The following is a 15,544-nucleotide window of genomic DNA, read 5'->3' on the forward strand; positions in this document are numbered from 1 at the left end:
GGATTACCCCTGCGCATCACCCTAAACCTTGAGGAAATGTGTTTCGGGAGCATCCAATCTGATGACTGAATACGCCCTGGAGGTGGACGGTCTGAGCAAGACTTTCGCCGGCAAGCCCGCCGTGCGCAATGTGTCGTTCAAGGCCCGTAAAGGCGACATTACCGGCTTTCTGGGTCCGAACGGAGCCGGCAAGACCACCACGCTGCGCATGTCGCTGGGGGTGATCACCCCTGATGAAGGCAGCGTCACGCTGTTTGGCGGCGCGCCCACCGCCATGAGCATGGACCGGGTCGGCTTTTTGCCAGAAGAGCGCGGCGTCTATCGCAAGATGACCGCCGAAGCCGTGATCGTGTTCTTTGCGCGTCTCAAAGGCCTGTCCGCCGCCGAAGCCCGCCGCCGGGCGCTGATTTATCTTGAACGCTTCGGCCTCAAGGATGCGGCGACCAAGAAGATCAAGGAACTCTCCAAGGGCATGGCCCAGAAGATCCAGATCATCTCCGCCATCATTCACGAGCCCGACTTCATCATTCTCGACGAACCGTTTTCGGGCCTCGACCCGGTGAACCAGGCCATGCTCGAACAGGTTATCCGCGAGCAGGCCGAAGCGGGCCGCACCGTCCTGTTCTCCACCCATGTGATGGAGCATGCCGAGCGCTTGTGTGACCGGATCATCCTGATGGCGCGCGGCCAGAAAGTCTTTGACGGCCGGGTGGACGAAGCCCTCGCGCGCGTGCCGCGTCAGGTGACGCTGGGCGCCGCGGCAGGGTCTGATCTCGCCTCAGTCATCGCCGATATGGGCGAGGTGGAGACGCTGGAAGCCGATCCCGACGGCGCCCTCAACCTGCACCTGACGCTCAAGCCCGGCGTGGACGCGCAGGACGTGCTGCGCGCTTGCGTGCAGGCGGGCGTGCCGCTGACCCGGTTCGAGCCCCGTCGCCCCCATCTTCACGACGCCTTCGTCGCCCTGGTGGGCGAGGATGCGGTCGAAACCGTCAGCGAAGAGGCCTGATCATGCGCGCTGCATACCTGATCGCCCGCCGCGAATACCTCTCTTATGTCGCCACCTGGGGCTTCTGGCTGTCGCTGTTGGCCGTGCCGATCTTCGCCGCCATCGGCGGTCTGACCCCGGCCCTGATCCAGTCGAGCCAGCCGGTGCGCTATTTCACCGTCATCGACGAGACCGGCCAGGGCCTGGATCAATTGATCGAAGAGACCCGGTTTGAAGAACGCCGCGAGCGCGTCCGGGGCGCCATCGAGATGATGGCCCGCGGCATGGGCGGCGATGACGCCGCCGCGCGGGCGCTCGCCATTTTCGATGAAGACCCTGACGGCGTCAGTCGGGCCGAGGACGCCTTGCAGGCTGTGGGGCTGTCAGACGCCGCCAGCGCGCTTGAGGCCGGCCGCACCAAGGCGGTGCAGGTCGACCCGCCTGCGCAGACTGTCGAGGCCCTGCGCGCCTATCTGTCGGGTGATCAGACCGTGGACACCCCGGAAGGGCCGAAATCGCTGTTCGCAGCCTTCTTCATTCGCCCCCATCCCGAGCAGGGTCTGGAGCTGGTCTATCTGTCCGCCAACCTGACAAACAATGATTTGCGCAGCGATGTGCGCAATATCTTGCGCGCCCATATGCGTGAGACCGCACTGGTCAGCGAAGGGCTCGACCCTGACGAGATCAACGCCATTCTCGATATCCGGCCTCTGGTCACCAGCCTCGATGTCAACAGCGATGCAGGCGAAGAGGAAGAAGTGACCTTCGCCGATCGTGCGCCCTTCTTCGTGGCGCTGGGCCTCGCCTTCATCCTGTGGATGGCGGTGTTCTCAGTCGCCAACATGCTGCTCACCTCCATGATCGAGGAGAAAGGCGGCAAGATCATCGAGCTGCTGCTCTCCACCGCACGCCTGGAAGACATCCTCTTAGGCAAACTGGTGGGCGTGGCCGGCGTTTCTGTCACGCTGTTCGCCGTCTGGGGCGGGGTGGGCGTCGGTTTGAGCACGCTCGGCGGCTCGGCCCTCGCCTCCGTGGATCCTGACCTTCTCGAGCTTCTGACGTCCGTATTTGATCCGGGCCTGCTGCTCGCGGGTCTGTTCTTCTTCACCTGCGGCTATCTGATGTATGGCGCGATCTTCCTGGCCATGGGGTCGCTGTGCGACACGCTGCAGGACGCCCAGACGCTGATGGGCCCGGTGATCTGGATCCTGATGCTGCCCATGCTGATCATCGTGTTCTCGATCAATGCGCTTGATTCCATGGTGATCCAGATCGGCTCCTGGGTGCCGCTATGGACGCCGTTCGTGATGATGGCGCGCCTGCCCACCGATCCGCCCTTCTGGGAGCTCGCAGCCGCGTGCGCGCTGATGGTGGCGACCACTGTCCTGGTGTTGTGGGGCGCCGCAGCGGTGTTCCGTCAGGGCGCGCTCGGCCACGCCAATGCGGACTCGGTGCGCAAACTCCTGAAGATGGGCGGCAAGAAAAAGGCCTGAGCGGAAACGCCCAGGCTTCGCCGCTCTCTCAGGCATGCTCAGATACAGCAAAACCCCGTACGCGATGCGTACGGGGTTTTTCGTGTCTGCTTTGGAGCGGTTAAGCCCGGCGCAGCGTCCTAGCGGCGAGCACTGCCGCCACGCTTGGGCAGAAGGCCCTCACGTTGGGCGCGCTTGCGAGCCAGTTTGCGGGCGCGACGGATCGCTTCCGCTTTTTGGCGCGCTTTTTTCTCAGACGGCTTTTCGTAATGGTTGCGGCGCTTCATCTCGCGGAAAGTACCTTCCCGCTGCATCTTCTTTTTCAACGCTTTGAGCGCTTGCTCAACGTTGTTATCGCGCACGACGATCTGGACGATGGTAATCTCTCCCTTCGAATAGGTGCTCAAAGCCCGCTCCGGACTTTGAAACGTATAGCTCACGCGAACACAAAGAGCCGCGTGGCTCCACGTCCGCGCCGGATCGCTTCCAACAGAGGCGGGCGATATACCGGGTATGAAAGCCCCTGTCCAGCACAGAGCGCGGCGAAACGCCCCGTGACGTCAGGCTTAGAGCGCACTAGATATACCATCATGACCACAAAAGCACAAAACTCCGCACCCTCCCGCGCCCAGGCCGCCCGCAACGCCCTGGTGGACGCCGCCCTGCCTAACGCCGCCTTTGACGGCTGGAGCGAGGCCACCCTCGCCCAGGCCGCCAGGGACGCAGGCCTGAGCGAAGGCGAGGTGCAACTCTATTGCCCGGCAGGGATTCTCGACGTGATCGAGACCTGGACGCGGCGCTGTGACGACGCCGCCCGCGCCGAGATCGAGGCCAACCCGGCCAACCGGATTCGCGACAAGGTCAGCCAGGGCGTTCTGGTCCGACTGGCGCAGTATGACGGTGAGGAAGAGGCCGCAGCCCGCGCCCGCGCCCGCCTTCTATTGCCGGATGGGATTGATCGCGGCGCCCGTCTGGTCTGGGCCACATCGCACATGATCTGGAGCGCGATCGGGGATACGAGCACGGACGGAAACTTCTATTCCAAACGGGCGATTCTCTCTGGCGTTTACGCGTCCACTTTCGCCATCTGGCTGGAAGACGACAGCGAGGACCGCGCCAAGACGGCTGAATTTCTTGGACGCCGCATCGACAACATCATGCAGTTTGAAAAGGCGAAGGGTCAGGTCCGAAAGATCACCAAGAACTTCCCTGACCTGACCGCGATGATGGGCGATCTGCGCTACGGGATGCGGCGGGCGCGTTAGAGCCCGTCAACGTGATTCCAAATCACACAGATTAAGTACATGATAAATATATCATATTTTGTGAGTTGACGGTTTGATAAAGTTGACTTTACTTATTGCATGCTAGAAATTTCTGAAGATGACATCGCTGCAAGAATATCACGTGACAACCCTTGGTGGCATGGCGGGAAAAATGCCATACCGGAGGCTGCATATGGTCGACGTGTATACTTTGAGAGCTTCTCAGACCAAGCTTTAAATTTTTCAATTAGAAGAGCATCCGTACTTCTAGGCCCACGAAGAGTGGGGAAAACAGTCATAGCAAAACAGTTAGTATCCAAAGCACTAGACGAGTCTTTTCCGCAAAAAAATATTTTATATGTTAGTATTGATGCACCTGTATACGCGGGAATGGCACTAGAAAAGTTTCTAAAATATATCGACTACAATCATACTGAAAACTTTATTGTTATATTCGACGAAATTCAATATCTGCAGGATTGGGAGAGGCATTTAAAAGATTTAGTTGATGCGTATCCGAATGTAAAATTTGTTGCAACAGGATCCGCAGCCGCCGCATTAAAGCTGAAGAGCCAAGAATCCGGCGCTGGCAGGTTTACTGACTTTGTTCTTCCGCCCCTTACATTCCATGAGTTTCTTGTTTTCACAGGTCGAAATGACGAGCTGATTACAGAAACCTTCGACGAAGATTATGGCCACCACCGATATACGTGCTCAAATATTCAGGAGCTCAATAAATCTTTTATAGAGTATTTGAATTATGGTGGCTACCCAGAGGTAGTTATAAACGAAAGCATTCGAAGCAACGTCGATCAGTTTGTTAAGAATGACATAATTGACAAAGTTCTACTCAAGGACTTACCCAATCTATATGGCATTAGCAACATTCAGGAGTTAAATAAACTATTTTCATTTATTGCTTATAACACAGGTTCAGAGGCGAATTACGAAAAGCTCTCCCAGAGCAGTGGGATCAGCAAACCCACTATCAAGCGTTACATGGAATATTTAGAGAGCGCATTTTTAATCATAAAACTACCAACCGTAGACGAAAATTGCAGGTCTCTACAAAGAGAACGAAACTTCAAGATATACCTGAACAATCCCTCAATGCGAGCAGCACTTTTTGCTCCAGTACAAGAAGACGATTCAACTCGCATAGGTCATCTCGCGGAAGCAGCGATTTTCTCACAGTGGCAACATTCACCTAGCTTTTCTAGATTGCGTTATGCTCGCTGGAAGAATGAAGGAGAAGTCGATGTGGTATACCTTGCTAAGGAAGACCAGAAACCCTCATGGATAGTAGAAATAAAATGGTCTGACAGAATACAGTCTTCATTTAATGATAGCGTTAAAAACGTTCGACACCTTCTTTCAAAACATGGCTCCATAGAAAGTCTCTCATTCACAACCAAATCTCATTCATCAATAGAAACACTCAATGGGATTAATATGGAAATCGTTCCAAGCGCGCTCTACTGCTATACAGTGGGACGAAACATTACTAGGAATTTTGAGCCAAGCTCAAAGTAAGTGATTAATATTCCTAAGCGGCCCCAGCACGTTCACATGGCCCATCTTGCGGCCGGCGCGGGTTTCGCGCTTGCCGTAGAGATGCAGCACCGCCTTGCGGCTGACGAGCCAGTGCTTCCAGCCATCCGCGTCATGTCCGATCAGATTGATCATCTGCGCTGACGAATGCGGCGCCGTATCGCCCAGCGGCCAGCCGGCCACGGCGCGAATATGCTGCTCGAACTGGCAGACATGACAGGCGTCCTGGGTCCAGTGACCGGTATTGTGCACACGCGGCGCGATCTCATTGACCAGCAGCGTTCCGTCTTTCAGCGCGAACAGCTCCATCCCCATCACGCCCACATACTCAAGCGCCTTGAGCACGCTGGCGGCCATGGCGAAGGCCTGGCCGGACAGCTCATCGCTGATTTCGGCAGGCGCAAAGCTTTCGCGCAGAATGCCGTCGGAATGCCGGTTTTCGGACAAGGGATAGGCGGCGACTTCGCCATCAAGCCCGCGGGCGGCGATGATGGACAGCTCCACCGTGAAATCCGCGAAGGCTTCCAGAATGGCGGGCTGGCCGTTCATGGCGGCGAAGGCGTCTTCCGCGTCCGACATCTCGCGGATCACGGCCTGGCCCTTGCCGTCATAGCCAAAACGCCGGGTTTTCAGAATGGCCGGCAGGCCGAGCTCTGAAATCGCCGTTTGCAGCTCCTCAAGCGTGCTCACAGGCCGGAACGCCACAGTCTGGGCCCCATGCTCATTGAGGAAGGTTTTTTCCGTCACGCGGTCCTGAGCGACGTCCAGCGCCATCGCCCCCGGACGCAAGGGCGCATGCTCGGCCGCCGCCGCCGCGGTGGCGGCGGGCACATTCTCAAATTCATAGGTGACGGCGTCGACGCTGGCGGCGAAGCGCGCCACAGCGTCCAGATCATCATAAGCCGCGGTGATGGTCTCCACCGCCACCCGGCTCGCCGGGCAATCAGGCTCGGGATCGAAAATCACCACGTCCAGCCCCAGCCGCGCCGCAGACAGCGCCAGCATGCGGCCCAGCTGGCCGCCGCCCAGAATGCCGATCCGGGCGCAAGGCGCGAGCGCGTCAGCCATGGTCAGTCCTCGACGCTCTCAGCCACCGACTCCGTCAGTGACGCGCGATAGGCTTTCAGGCGGTCCATCAGGGCGTCATCAGACAGGCCCACTATGGAGGCGGCCATAATGGCGGCGTTCTTGGCGCCCGCCTCGCCGATGGCCAGCGTGCCCACCGGCACGCCGCCGGGCATCTGAACGATCGACAAAAGCGAATCCAGGCCCGACAGGGCGCGCGATTGCACCGGAACGCCCAGCACCGGCAGATGCGTCATCGACGCCACCATGCCCGGCAAGTGCGCCGCGCCGCCCGCGCCCGCGATGATCACTTTCACGCCGCGATCGGCTGCAGACTTGGAGAACTCCACCAGACGGTCCGGCGTCCGGTGCGCCGAGACCACTTTGGTCTCATACGCCGCGCCCAGCTGATCCAGCAGATCCGCGCCGGCCTTCATGGTCGGCCAGTCCGAACGCGAACCCATGATGATGGAGATGGGAGCGGCCTGTGCGCCGCTCGAATTGCTTTCGCTCATAATAGCCTTGCCTGACAGGCGATTGGAAAGCACGTCAACTTAACTGTGGCGCGCTTTCGGTCAAGCAAAACCCCATTCTGCACTGTATTCAGAGCGCGGCCTGATTCACCCGCGCCATCAATTCCTCGGCGGTTTCCTTGCGCTCTGAGTAGCGGTCGACCAGATAGTCGGCGGTTTCGCGGGTCAGGAGCGTGAACTTCACCAGCTCCTCCATGACATCGACAATGCGGTCATAAAGGCCCGAGGGTTTCATCCGGCCCGCCTCGTCAAACTCCAGGAACGCCTTGGGGATCGAGGACTGGTTGGGGATGGTGATCATCCGCATCCAGCGCCCCAGAACCCGCATCTGGTTGAGGGTGTTGAAGCTTTGCGAGCCGCCTGACACCTGCATCAAGGCCAGGGTCTTGCCCTGGGTGGGACGCACGGCGCCCAGCGCCAGCGGGATCCAGTCAATCTGGGCCTTCATCACCGCCGTCATCGCGCCATGGCGTTCGGGGCTGCACCAGACCATGCCCTCAGACCAGGTCACCAGATCACGCAGCTCCGCCACTTTGGGATGGTCAGCCCCGGCGTCGTCGGGCAGCGGCAAACCGTCTGCGTGGAACATGCGGGTCTCTGCGCCGAACATCGCGAGCAGGCGCCCCGCTTCCTCAACCGCCAGACGGCTGAAGGAGCGCTCTCGAAGCGAGCCATACATCAGCAAGATGCGCGGCTTGTGCGTGAAACGCCCGCGCGGCGCCAGAACGTCTGTTTGGATCGGCGCGACGCTATCAGGCGCCAGATTGGGAATATCCCCAGTTTGGACATCAGACACGCAGGCTCTCCGCTTTAAATCGCTCAAAACTTCAGGATAATCTGAAATAAAAGAACCTGCTGAGAACTTCAAGGCATTCTGAAATGACTATGAGCTGTCATGCGCTCTGCCCGCGTCCCGCCCCGGTGCAATGACCTTGGGTTGAAGCGCGCCGAAACCTGATCCCGGCCCGATTGAAACTCGGTCCGCCCACTCAGGAATGAACGGTTTTTTTACCACACGCGCCGAGGCTTAGGATGAAAGACCCGTGTAATGGAGCCCGCGACATGCGAATACGATCCGGCGGTCCGCTCGCCGGCGCCGGCCCTGTGGGTCGCCGCGAGGAGACCCGGCGCAGCGAGGCTGCGCCGCGGGGGACGAGCGCGCCGAGCGACAGCGCCTCCATCATGGGCGTACCGGAAGCCGAGCTGACGCCCAATGTCCAGCGCGCCCTATTGTCCTTGATGGGTGAAGTCGACCAGCTGCGTCGTGAGACCGAGGCCTTGCGCGGACGCATGCGCGAGCTGGAAAGCCTGGCGGACCGGGACGCCCTCCTGCCGGTGCTGAACCGCCGCGCCTTTTTGCGCGAAGTCTCAAAGGCCTTGTCGCTGGCGGAGCGCCATGACGCGCCCTCCAGCCTGATCTATCTCGATCTCAACGGCTTCAAACAGATCAATGACCAGCATGGTCACGCCGCTGGCGACGCCGCACTGGAACAGGTCGCAACTCTGATCACCGATCATGTGCGGGAAACCGACGCCGTCGGACGGCTGGGCGGCGATGAATTCGGCATCGTGCTGACCCTGACGCCTGAAAGCGCCGCCAAGGAGAAGGCGCGCGATCTCTCAAAGGCGATTTCGGACAGCGCCATCACCCACAAAGGGCAAAAGCTTGACCTGGGCGCCGCCTGGGGCGTGCACCCGCTCTCATCAGGCATAGCGGTGGAAGACGCCATCGCGGCGGCGGATGCGGCCATGTACGCGCACAAACAAGCCGCCAAGGATCGCGCCGCCAGCTAGGACGCGCGCCCGCAAAGCGCTTCTAGGCGATGATGTCGGGGTTCAGGATATCTTCCAGACGATAAATCTCGTCCTTCAGATACAGCTTGCGACGCTTGAGGCGGACCAGTTTGAGCTGATCGGCGACGCCGCAGGCTGCGAGCGCCGAGACTTCCTCGTCCAGTGTCCGGTGCTCAAGCTGTAAATCCTCAAGCTGGCGCTTGAGCGCGGTTTCGTCGAACTCGCCATCCATTGTCCAGATCGACCCTTTCAATCAGACACAGGCCGGTCATATCCGGCTGAGTAGATTATCGAAAAGACCTCGGGCGCAAAAAGCGTGTCGCTTGCGCTCACTTCATTTCGAGGACGCCCATATTACACATTTTTGCTCGTCTCGAAAATGTTTTCCACAAAGGCGGTCGCAGTTTGGCCCGCCGCGCCGCAACGGGCGGCATATTCATCCAGCCGGCGCAGGACCAGAGTGCGGCGATCCTCCTCGCGGTTTTCCGGGCAGGCCTGAGCCAGCGATTCAAGCGCATATTGCTCAAGTTTCTCCGCCTCGAGCTCGGCCGCCAGAACCTTCTGACGCAAGGCGAGGGCTGCGTTTTCCTCGACGCCCTGAAACGGTTGCTTGAGGTGGTCACGCGATGTGCGCAGCGGCTTGACCACGCGCGCGCTCCACAGCGCAGACAGCTCCACGGCCTGCCCCAGGGCCGGTCCCGGATCGCGCCCGTTCATCACCGTCCAGACGATCCACAACCCCACATTCACGTCCATGCCCGCCGCCTGCAGCGCCAGGCAGGCGGGTTTGACCCCGTCCTTGCCATAGAGTTTGACGGAGAAAGTCCAGAAAGCGCTCATTCGGACGGCGCCCGCGTCCGCGCTTGCGGGCGGCGCCCCTGCTCCAGATCCTCGCCCCAGCGCTTTGTGCCGTCCCAATCCAGTCCGAACAGGTCGAGCGCCCGCCCCACCGACTGATTGACGATGTCATCAACGCTTTTGGGATGCGCATAAAATGCGGGCAGCGGCGGCATGATGACCGCGCCCATCTCCGCCAGCTGGGTCATGGTGCGCAGATGGCCCAGATGAAACGGGGTTTCACGCACCATCAGCACCAGAAGGCGGCGCTCCTTGAGCACCACATCCGCCGCGCGGGTCAGCAAAGAGGACGTCACGCCCGTGGCGATCTCGCTCATCGTACGCACCGAACACGGCGCGATCAGCATGCCGCGGGTCTTGAACGAGCCTGACGCGATCGGCGCGCCCACATCCGCCTGTTTGTAGAGCATGTCGGCGCTTTCACGCAGCACGCTGGGCTTTTCACCCATCTCGTAGGACAGGGTCATCTCGGCCGCCTTGGAGGCCACCACATGACTTTCCACACCTAAGGTTTTCAGCGCCTCAAGCGCACGCATGGCGTAAACCACGCCAGACGCGCCGGAAATCCCGACCACAAGCCGATCTGGGGTCATATCCGTCACTGCTGATTAACTCCGATAAAATGTCGCAACCGATTTTGAATTGTCATCTGGCGCTATCAGATGGTTCAATGTGAGTCCTAGAGCAAGGGAGGCATATATGGCCACTGACGCGCGTATTCGTGAACTGGACGCCCGCCACGACAAGCTGGATCATCAGATTGTCGAGCAGATGAAAAGCCCCTCCACCGACACCCTCGCGGTCGCCACCCTTAAAAAACAAAAGCTTAAACTTAAAGAAGAGATTGAAGCCCTCAGGCGACGACAATAACCAGACATCCTGCTAGCCTGACCGGAAAGGGCGGACCACGCGTCCGCCCTTTTCTTTTGATCCGCTGACAATCGAGTACGGTCGTGCCTCATCTTCTCCGCCTGCTGACGATTTCTGCGATGCTGGGACTGTTCTCCCAGGCCGGTTACGCCCAAAGCGCGCGTCAGCAACTCTGCCCTGACGGATACGCTGCGCTCTCCGAGAATGAAGCGGACGCCGCAATCACCGCCTTCCAGGCCTGTCTCGCCGAGCAGTTTTACGACTGGCCGCAGGAGGCCGAACTGCGCACACGGCTCGGCGCCGCCTATCTGGCTTCCGGACGCTCCGAAGAGGCGCTGATCGCCTATAACCAGATTTTCGCCCTGGTGGAGGCCAATGACGGCGATGTGGACAATCCGCTGATCCGCCGCAATCGCGCCGCCGCCTATCTGCAGCTGGACCGCCCTGAAGACGCCTTGCCTGATCTCGAAATCGCCCTGGCGCGCATTCCCGAAGACGGCTTCACCGCCGTGCTGGCGGGCTCCGCCTATCTTGATCTGGACCGCGACGCCGAAGCTGTCGCCGCTTTTGACGCCGCCGTGCGCGCCGAACCGTCCTACGCTGCGGCCTGGATCGGTCGCTCGGCCGCTTTCGTCGAGCTCGGCATGAGCACGCTGGCGATCGAGGATGCGCGTGAAGCGGTGAGCCTGCAGCCTGACGATCCGGGCGCGCTGAACGCGCTGTGCTGGGCGCTGGTGCGGGCCGAACGGGCCGCCGATGCTCTGACGACCTGCCGCGCCGCGTCCGAAGCCGCGCCGGAAGAAGGCTCCATCACGCATTCGCTCGCCGCTGCGCTGGAACAAATCGGCGAAACGGAAGAGGCGCATGCCCTGTACGCCCGCGCCTACGCGCAATCCCCTGACGACCCTGAAATCACCCAAGATTATGAGCGCGTCTTCGGCGCCACGCCCTAAAGCCTTCAACACAAAGGCTGACTGAGCGGTTTACAGGGCTCTCGCGCATCTGTTTGATCGCCGGCGACATATTGGAAATGGAGCATACCCATGGCGGTCTCGGATCGTGTGGCCATCATCACTGGCGGCGCCAAAGGCATCGGCGCAGCCTGCGCCCGGCGCTTTGTCGAAGAAGGCCTGCGGGTCGTGGTCGCCGACATTGATGACGATGCCGGGGAAGCCCTTGTTGAGACCCTCAACGCCGGCAAGGAACGCGCGCTGTTCGTCAGCTGCGACGTGTCCGACAAACTCGCTGTCGCCAATCTGATGGCGGAGACCCGGTCCGCCTTTGACCGGGTGGACATCCTGGTCAACAACGCCGCCACGCTCGCCAAGGGCGATGTGATGGATCTGACGGCGGATGATTTTGACGCCGTGATGAAGGTCAATGTGCGCGGCGCCTTTCTGGTGGCCAAGGCCGCGTCCAAGCAGATGGTCGAACAGATCGAGGAAGAGCAGGCGCGCGCAGAGGATTGCCGCAAACGCTACGCCATCATCAATATGAGCTCGGTGAACGCCGTGGTCTCCCTGCCTGACCAGCTCGCCTATACGATGAGCAAAGGCGCGCTCAACCAGATGACCAAGTCCATGGCCCTGGCGCTTGCGCCCTGGGGCGTGCGGGTGAACGCCATCGGGCCGGGCTCCATCAACACCGACATTCTCAAGGCTGTGGCCGACGACCGTGAAGCGATGAAGCGCATCCTGTCGCGCACGCCGCTGAACCGTCTGGGCGATCCTGACGAAATCGCCGGCGTCGCCTGGTTCCTCGCCAGCAAGGACGCCAGCTATGTCACCGGCGAATGCATTTACGCCGACGGCGGACGCCTGGCGCTCAACTACACCATGCGGCCCGAGGACTACGAAGACTGAGCGCGCTGCCAGCGCCCACAAAAAAGCCCGGCTCTGAGAGCCGGGCTTTTTCTGTTGCGAACGGCGCAGGGCCGAGATTAATCGCTGTCGCCCTTGGGCTTGCCGAACAGCTCATCCAGCGTGGTCGGCGAGTTTGAGGTTTCACCGTCCTGATCGTCAGCCGGCTTGAGGGTGTCTTCCTCGATGATCACCTGACCGTCTTCTTCCATCTGCTTGCGACGGGCGGACGCCTTGGAGACCTGGGCGTCCAGATCGATCTGGGTGCACAGACCCAGCGTCACCGGATCGGTCGGCTTGATGTTGGGCGAGTTCCAGTGCGTGCGCTCACGCACCGCCTCGATGGTGGTCTTGGTGGTGCCGATCAGCTTGGAGATTTGCGGATCGGTCAGCTCAGGGTGATTGCGCACCAGCCAGGCGATGGCGTCCGGACGGTTCTGCCGGCGCGACAGCGGGGTGTAGCGCGGGCCTTTCTTGCGTTCCTGGAACTCGGCGTATTTCGGCTTGGACGCGCTCATGCGGTAGGACGGATCCTTTTCCGCCTTGGTCAGCTCTTCACGGTCCAGCTGACCTGAAGCGACCGGATCCGCGCCGCGCACGCCAGCGGCCACATCGCCGTCTGCAATGCCCTTGATCTCAAGATGGTGCAGGCCGGTGAAGTCGGCGATCTGTTCAAAGCTCAGCGCGGTGTTGTCCACCAGCCAAACCGCCGTCGCCTTGGGCATGAGAATCTCGGCCATGTCAGTCCTCGTACACGTAACAAAAGAAAACCCGGCGCGGACCGCCGGGTTGTCGCCGTCGACCGCCCCTCATCACGCCGTTCACGATAGAAGAGGGAAAGTGTGTTCCTCCTTATAGCGCGCTTGTGGCGCGCTGGAAACACCCCTGACACGCCGCCGTCAGGCGCTAGGGAACCAGCAAGATCTTGCCGGCATGCCCGCCTGCATCCATGCGCGCATGGGCTTTGGCGACCTCATCAAGCGCAAAGGTGGAATCAATGACCGGGCGCACCTTGCCTGCTTCGATCCAGGGCCAGACATGGGTGTGAACCGCCTGAGCAATCGCAGCTTTCTCCGCATCGGGCCGGGCGCGCAAGGTCGAGCCGGTCAGGGTCTGGCGTTTGAGCATCAACCCCATCAGATCCACCTCCACCCGGCTGCCCTTCAGGAAGGCGATCATCACCAGACGCCCCTTCCGGTTCAGGCAGTTGAGATTCTTCTGCACATAATCACCGCCGACCATGTCCAGAATCACATCGGCGCCGCCTTCCGCGCTGATCGCGGCGGACCAGTCCTCGGCGTGATAGTCAAACGCGCGATCCGCGCCCAGATCGCGGCAAAGCTGCGCCCGCTCCGCGCCGCCCGCCGTGGTGATCACATGGGCCCCGTGCGCCTTGGCCATCTGGATCGCCGTGGTGCCGATGCCGCTGGCGCCGCCATGCACCAAGAACCGCTCACCGGGTTTCAGCGCCCCGGCGTCAAACACATTGGTCCAGACGGTGAAGACGGTTTCCGGCAGCCCCGCGGCCTGCGTCAGCTCCATCCCGTCTGGTGCGGGCAGGACGCTGCCCGCCTTGGCGCGCGCCACATCGGCATAGCCGCCGCCTGACACCAGGGCCACGACCGGGTCGCCGATGGCGAAGCCTGCCACGCCTTCGCCCAGCGCCCGGACTGTACCGGAGACTTCAAGCCCAAGCCCCTCAGGCGCGCCCTCAGGGGCGGGATAAAACCCCATGCGCTCAAATACGTCCGGTCGGTTCACACCGGCGGCGGCCACATCAATCAGCACCTCGCCCGGCGCAGGCGGCGCCAGATTGATGGTTTTCACCACCAGCTTGTCTGGCCCGCCCGGTTCGGGAGCGACGACGATGCGCGAGGAATTCTCAACCATGAACGGGACTCCGAAGGGTGAATGCACTAGTATCAGCCGCCTTGTCTGCAAGAGAGGAGAGCGCTGATGTTTCAAGATGAACCGCTGACCTCCCGCACCGAGGCTATCACCCCGGGCGAGGATTTGAGCGATCTGGGTGTCGAACAACTGACCGAGCGGCTCGAAACCTTGCGCCAAGAGATGGCCCGGACAGAAAGCGCGATCAAGGACAAGAAGGCCGGCCTGTCGGCTGCAGAGGCCTTTTTCAGCCCGCCTGGCGCCTCATGATGAGCGTCTGGCCTCAGCCTTGCTTAAGAGTTCCTATACATTCTTGAGATGATGCGTAACGAGACAGCACGGATAACGATATGACCCCGGTCACGCCTCACGCCGCCAGCACTGCCGCCCGAGTTTCCGATTTTGCGGATTCTGAAATGTTCCGTCGCCTGTTCCGCGACGGCATGGATCTCGTGGAGGAAACCGCCAGCTATCTGGACGGGCCGGGCCGCGACGACGCCAGGCGCCTGGGTCGGTCGGGCGCGCTGGCCTATGCGTCTGAATCCATGGGGCTGACCACACAATTGATGCAATGCGCCTCCTGGCTGCTAACCCAGCGCGCCGTCGCCGAAGGCGATATGAACGCTGATGAAGCCGCCGAAGAGCGCTACCGTCTGTCCCCCAACAAGTTCAGCCCGCCGAGCTGGCCCGCCGGGGATGATCCCTGCCCGCCGCGGCTGGGCGATCTGGCCCTGCGCGCGCGTGAATTGCATGAACGCCTGATGCGTCTTGACGATTCCCTGTTTGAAGCCGAGCAAAAACTGGCGGACAATCCGGTCGCCAACCAGCTCTCTCAGCTCAGCGCCGCCTTCTCGGACAGCTAAGAGCCGAGCTGCATTCAGAGACAAAAAAACGGCCGCTCTTCGGAGCGGCCGTTTTTTGTTCAACACACCCTCAAGGCGTATCGAGCAGGCGAGAAAAACGCCCGCAGCCGAGGGGAGACTGCGGGCGTTCCTCGAAAGACTTCAACGGAGCCAAGCTCTGCCCGATCGAGGGGGGATAGGGCCTTAGACGCCGAAGCCTTTGAACTTGTCTTTGAACTTGGACACGCGACCCGCACGGTCCAGCAGGGTCTGGTTGCCACCAGTCCAGGCCGGGTGCGTGGACGGATCAATGTCCAGTTGCAACACTGCGCCTTCTTTACCATAGGTAGAACGAGTCTTAAAGCGCGATCCGTTCGGGAGCACCACTTCGATGAAGTGATAGTCGGGGTGAATGTCCTGTTTCATCGTGCCGCTCCGGCCCTCTTTACGCTTGAAGGCGGCCGTTAGAGCCGCCCACAAGTGGAAATCTGCATGAATTGAGGCGCGGTGTATACACCCCGAAATCGACTGTTTCAAGCGCCCTGAGTCAGATAGCGCAA

Annotated in this window: 20 protein-coding genes; 10 read left to right on the forward strand and 10 right to left on the reverse strand. The window is 60.6% G+C overall.

Annotated features, from left to right (window positions below; genetic code table 11):
* Nucleotides 1-61: 61 nt before the first annotated feature.
* On the forward strand, nucleotides 62-1,009 hold the full coding sequence (locus ACTIGF_RS04695) for an ABC transporter ATP-binding protein (RefSeq protein WP_439635764.1): 948 nt from the start codon (nucleotides 62-64) through the stop codon (nucleotides 1,007-1,009).
* Nucleotides 1,010-1,011: 2 nt separating this feature from the next.
* Nucleotides 1,012-2,481 carry an ABC transporter permease gene (locus tag ACTIGF_RS04700; RefSeq protein WP_439635765.1) on the forward strand — a complete coding sequence of 490 codons (1,470 nt, stop codon included), beginning with the start codon at nucleotides 1,012-1,014 and terminating at the stop codon, nucleotides 2,479-2,481.
* A gap of 119 nt (nucleotides 2,482-2,600) precedes the next feature.
* Here the strand turns inward: ACTIGF_RS04700 and rpsU are convergent, their stop codons facing one another.
* Nucleotides 2,601-2,867: a 30S ribosomal protein S21 gene (rpsU, locus tag ACTIGF_RS04705; protein WP_439635766.1), complete on the reverse strand. Its 267-nt coding sequence runs from the start codon at nucleotides 2,865-2,867 to the stop codon at nucleotides 2,601-2,603.
* A gap of 183 nt (nucleotides 2,868-3,050) precedes the next feature.
* Here rpsU and ACTIGF_RS04710 point away from each other — a divergent pair, with 183 nt between their 5' ends.
* Nucleotides 3,051-3,725: a COQ9 family protein gene (locus ACTIGF_RS04710; protein WP_439635767.1), complete on the forward strand. Its 675-nt coding sequence runs from the start codon at nucleotides 3,051-3,053 to the stop codon at nucleotides 3,723-3,725.
* 99 nt (nucleotides 3,726-3,824) lie between these two features.
* Nucleotides 3,825-5,258, forward strand: coding sequence for an ATP-binding protein (locus tag ACTIGF_RS04715; RefSeq protein WP_439635768.1), 1,434 nt, complete (start codon nucleotides 3,825-3,827; stop codon nucleotides 5,256-5,258).
* Here the strand turns inward: ACTIGF_RS04715 and ACTIGF_RS04720 are convergent.
* The 3 genes from ACTIGF_RS04720 to arsH all read right to left on the reverse strand — a co-directional run bounded on the left by ACTIGF_RS04720 (nucleotide 5,250) and on the right by arsH (nucleotide 7,670).
* On the reverse strand, nucleotides 5,250-6,344 hold the full coding sequence (locus tag ACTIGF_RS04720; protein ID WP_439635769.1) for a 5-(carboxyamino)imidazole ribonucleotide synthase: 1,095 nt from the start codon (nucleotides 6,342-6,344) through the stop codon (nucleotides 5,250-5,252). The two genes, ACTIGF_RS04715 and ACTIGF_RS04720, sit on opposite strands and share 9 nt — an antisense overlap.
* A gap of 2 nt (nucleotides 6,345-6,346) precedes the next feature.
* Complete coding sequence (purE, locus tag ACTIGF_RS04725; RefSeq protein WP_439635770.1) at nucleotides 6,347-6,856, reverse strand: 5-(carboxyamino)imidazole ribonucleotide mutase; 510 nt, start codon at nucleotides 6,854-6,856, stop codon at nucleotides 6,347-6,349.
* Nucleotides 6,857-6,944: 88 nt separating this feature from the next.
* Nucleotides 6,945-7,670, reverse strand: a complete 726-nt coding sequence (gene arsH / locus ACTIGF_RS04730) for an arsenical resistance protein ArsH (protein ID WP_439635771.1) — start codon at nucleotides 7,668-7,670, stop codon at nucleotides 6,945-6,947.
* Between the two features lie 266 nt (nucleotides 7,671-7,936).
* Here arsH and ACTIGF_RS04735 point away from each other — a divergent pair, with 266 nt between their 5' ends.
* Nucleotides 7,937-8,668, forward strand: coding sequence for a GGDEF domain-containing protein (locus ACTIGF_RS04735; protein ID WP_439635772.1), 732 nt, complete (start codon nucleotides 7,937-7,939; stop codon nucleotides 8,666-8,668).
* Nucleotides 8,669-8,690: 22 nt separating this feature from the next.
* Here the strand turns inward: ACTIGF_RS04735 and ACTIGF_RS04740 are convergent, their stop codons facing one another.
* From ACTIGF_RS04740 to ACTIGF_RS04750, 3 genes are all read right to left on the reverse strand, one after another.
* Complete coding sequence (locus ACTIGF_RS04740; protein ID WP_439635773.1) at nucleotides 8,691-8,900, reverse strand: YdcH family protein; 210 nt, start codon at nucleotides 8,898-8,900, stop codon at nucleotides 8,691-8,693.
* Between the two features lie 122 nt (nucleotides 8,901-9,022).
* Nucleotides 9,023-9,508, reverse strand: coding sequence for a TIGR02444 family protein (locus ACTIGF_RS04745; protein WP_439635774.1), 486 nt, complete (start codon nucleotides 9,506-9,508; stop codon nucleotides 9,023-9,025).
* Nucleotides 9,505-10,119 carry a UbiX family flavin prenyltransferase gene (locus tag ACTIGF_RS04750; protein ID WP_439635775.1) on the reverse strand — a complete coding sequence of 205 codons (615 nt, stop codon included), beginning with the start codon at nucleotides 10,117-10,119 and terminating at the stop codon, nucleotides 9,505-9,507. Before ACTIGF_RS04750 ends, ACTIGF_RS04745 begins: the two co-directional genes overlap by 4 nt.
* Before the next feature lie 106 nt (nucleotides 10,120-10,225).
* Between ACTIGF_RS04750 and ACTIGF_RS04755 the strand changes: the two genes are divergently transcribed.
* From ACTIGF_RS04755 to ACTIGF_RS04765, 3 genes are all read left to right on the forward strand, one after another.
* Entirely contained in the window at nucleotides 10,226-10,396 is a 171-nt protein-coding gene (locus ACTIGF_RS04755; RefSeq protein WP_375548114.1) for a DUF465 domain-containing protein, read from the forward strand.
* 83 nt (nucleotides 10,397-10,479) lie between these two features.
* Nucleotides 10,480-11,349 (forward strand): tetratricopeptide repeat protein, encoded by an 870-nt coding sequence (locus ACTIGF_RS04760; RefSeq protein ID WP_439635776.1) that lies wholly within the window; start codon nucleotides 10,480-10,482, stop codon nucleotides 11,347-11,349.
* Between the two features lie 90 nt (nucleotides 11,350-11,439).
* A complete protein-coding gene (locus tag ACTIGF_RS04765) occupies nucleotides 11,440-12,258 on the forward strand; it encodes an SDR family NAD(P)-dependent oxidoreductase (RefSeq protein WP_439635777.1) in 819 nt (272 codons plus the stop codon).
* Between the two features lie 77 nt (nucleotides 12,259-12,335).
* On the opposite strand, the gene ACTIGF_RS04770 is transcribed toward ACTIGF_RS04765, so the two are convergent.
* Both ACTIGF_RS04770 and ACTIGF_RS04775 read right to left on the reverse strand, forming a co-directional pair.
* Nucleotides 12,336-12,995, reverse strand: a complete 660-nt coding sequence (locus ACTIGF_RS04770; protein ID WP_439635778.1) for a DUF1013 domain-containing protein — start codon at nucleotides 12,993-12,995, stop codon at nucleotides 12,336-12,338.
* A gap of 166 nt (nucleotides 12,996-13,161) precedes the next feature.
* Complete coding sequence (locus ACTIGF_RS04775) at nucleotides 13,162-14,145, reverse strand: NAD(P)H-quinone oxidoreductase (protein ID WP_439635779.1); 984 nt, start codon at nucleotides 14,143-14,145, stop codon at nucleotides 13,162-13,164.
* A 66-nt stretch (nucleotides 14,146-14,211) separates the two neighbouring features.
* Between ACTIGF_RS04775 and ACTIGF_RS04780 the strand changes: the two genes are divergently transcribed.
* Together ACTIGF_RS04780 and rcdA are read left to right on the forward strand one after the other, a co-directional pair.
* Nucleotides 14,212-14,412, forward strand: coding sequence for a DUF1192 domain-containing protein (locus tag ACTIGF_RS04780; RefSeq protein ID WP_375548109.1), 201 nt, complete (start codon nucleotides 14,212-14,214; stop codon nucleotides 14,410-14,412).
* An 80-nt stretch (nucleotides 14,413-14,492) separates the two neighbouring features.
* Complete coding sequence (gene rcdA, locus ACTIGF_RS04785) at nucleotides 14,493-15,005, forward strand: protease adaptor protein RcdA (RefSeq protein WP_439635780.1); 513 nt, start codon at nucleotides 14,493-14,495, stop codon at nucleotides 15,003-15,005.
* Nucleotides 15,006-15,188: 183 nt separating this feature from the next.
* Here the strand turns inward: rcdA and rpmE are convergent, their stop codons facing one another.
* Complete coding sequence (gene rpmE / locus ACTIGF_RS04790) at nucleotides 15,189-15,410, reverse strand: 50S ribosomal protein L31 (RefSeq protein ID WP_107712276.1); 222 nt, start codon at nucleotides 15,408-15,410, stop codon at nucleotides 15,189-15,191.
* Nucleotides 15,411-15,544: the final 134 nt, after the last annotated feature.

It is taken from the genome of Oceanicaulis sp., assembly GCF_051859625.1.
Classification (GTDB): domain Bacteria; phylum Pseudomonadota; class Alphaproteobacteria; order Caulobacterales; family Maricaulaceae; genus Oceanicaulis.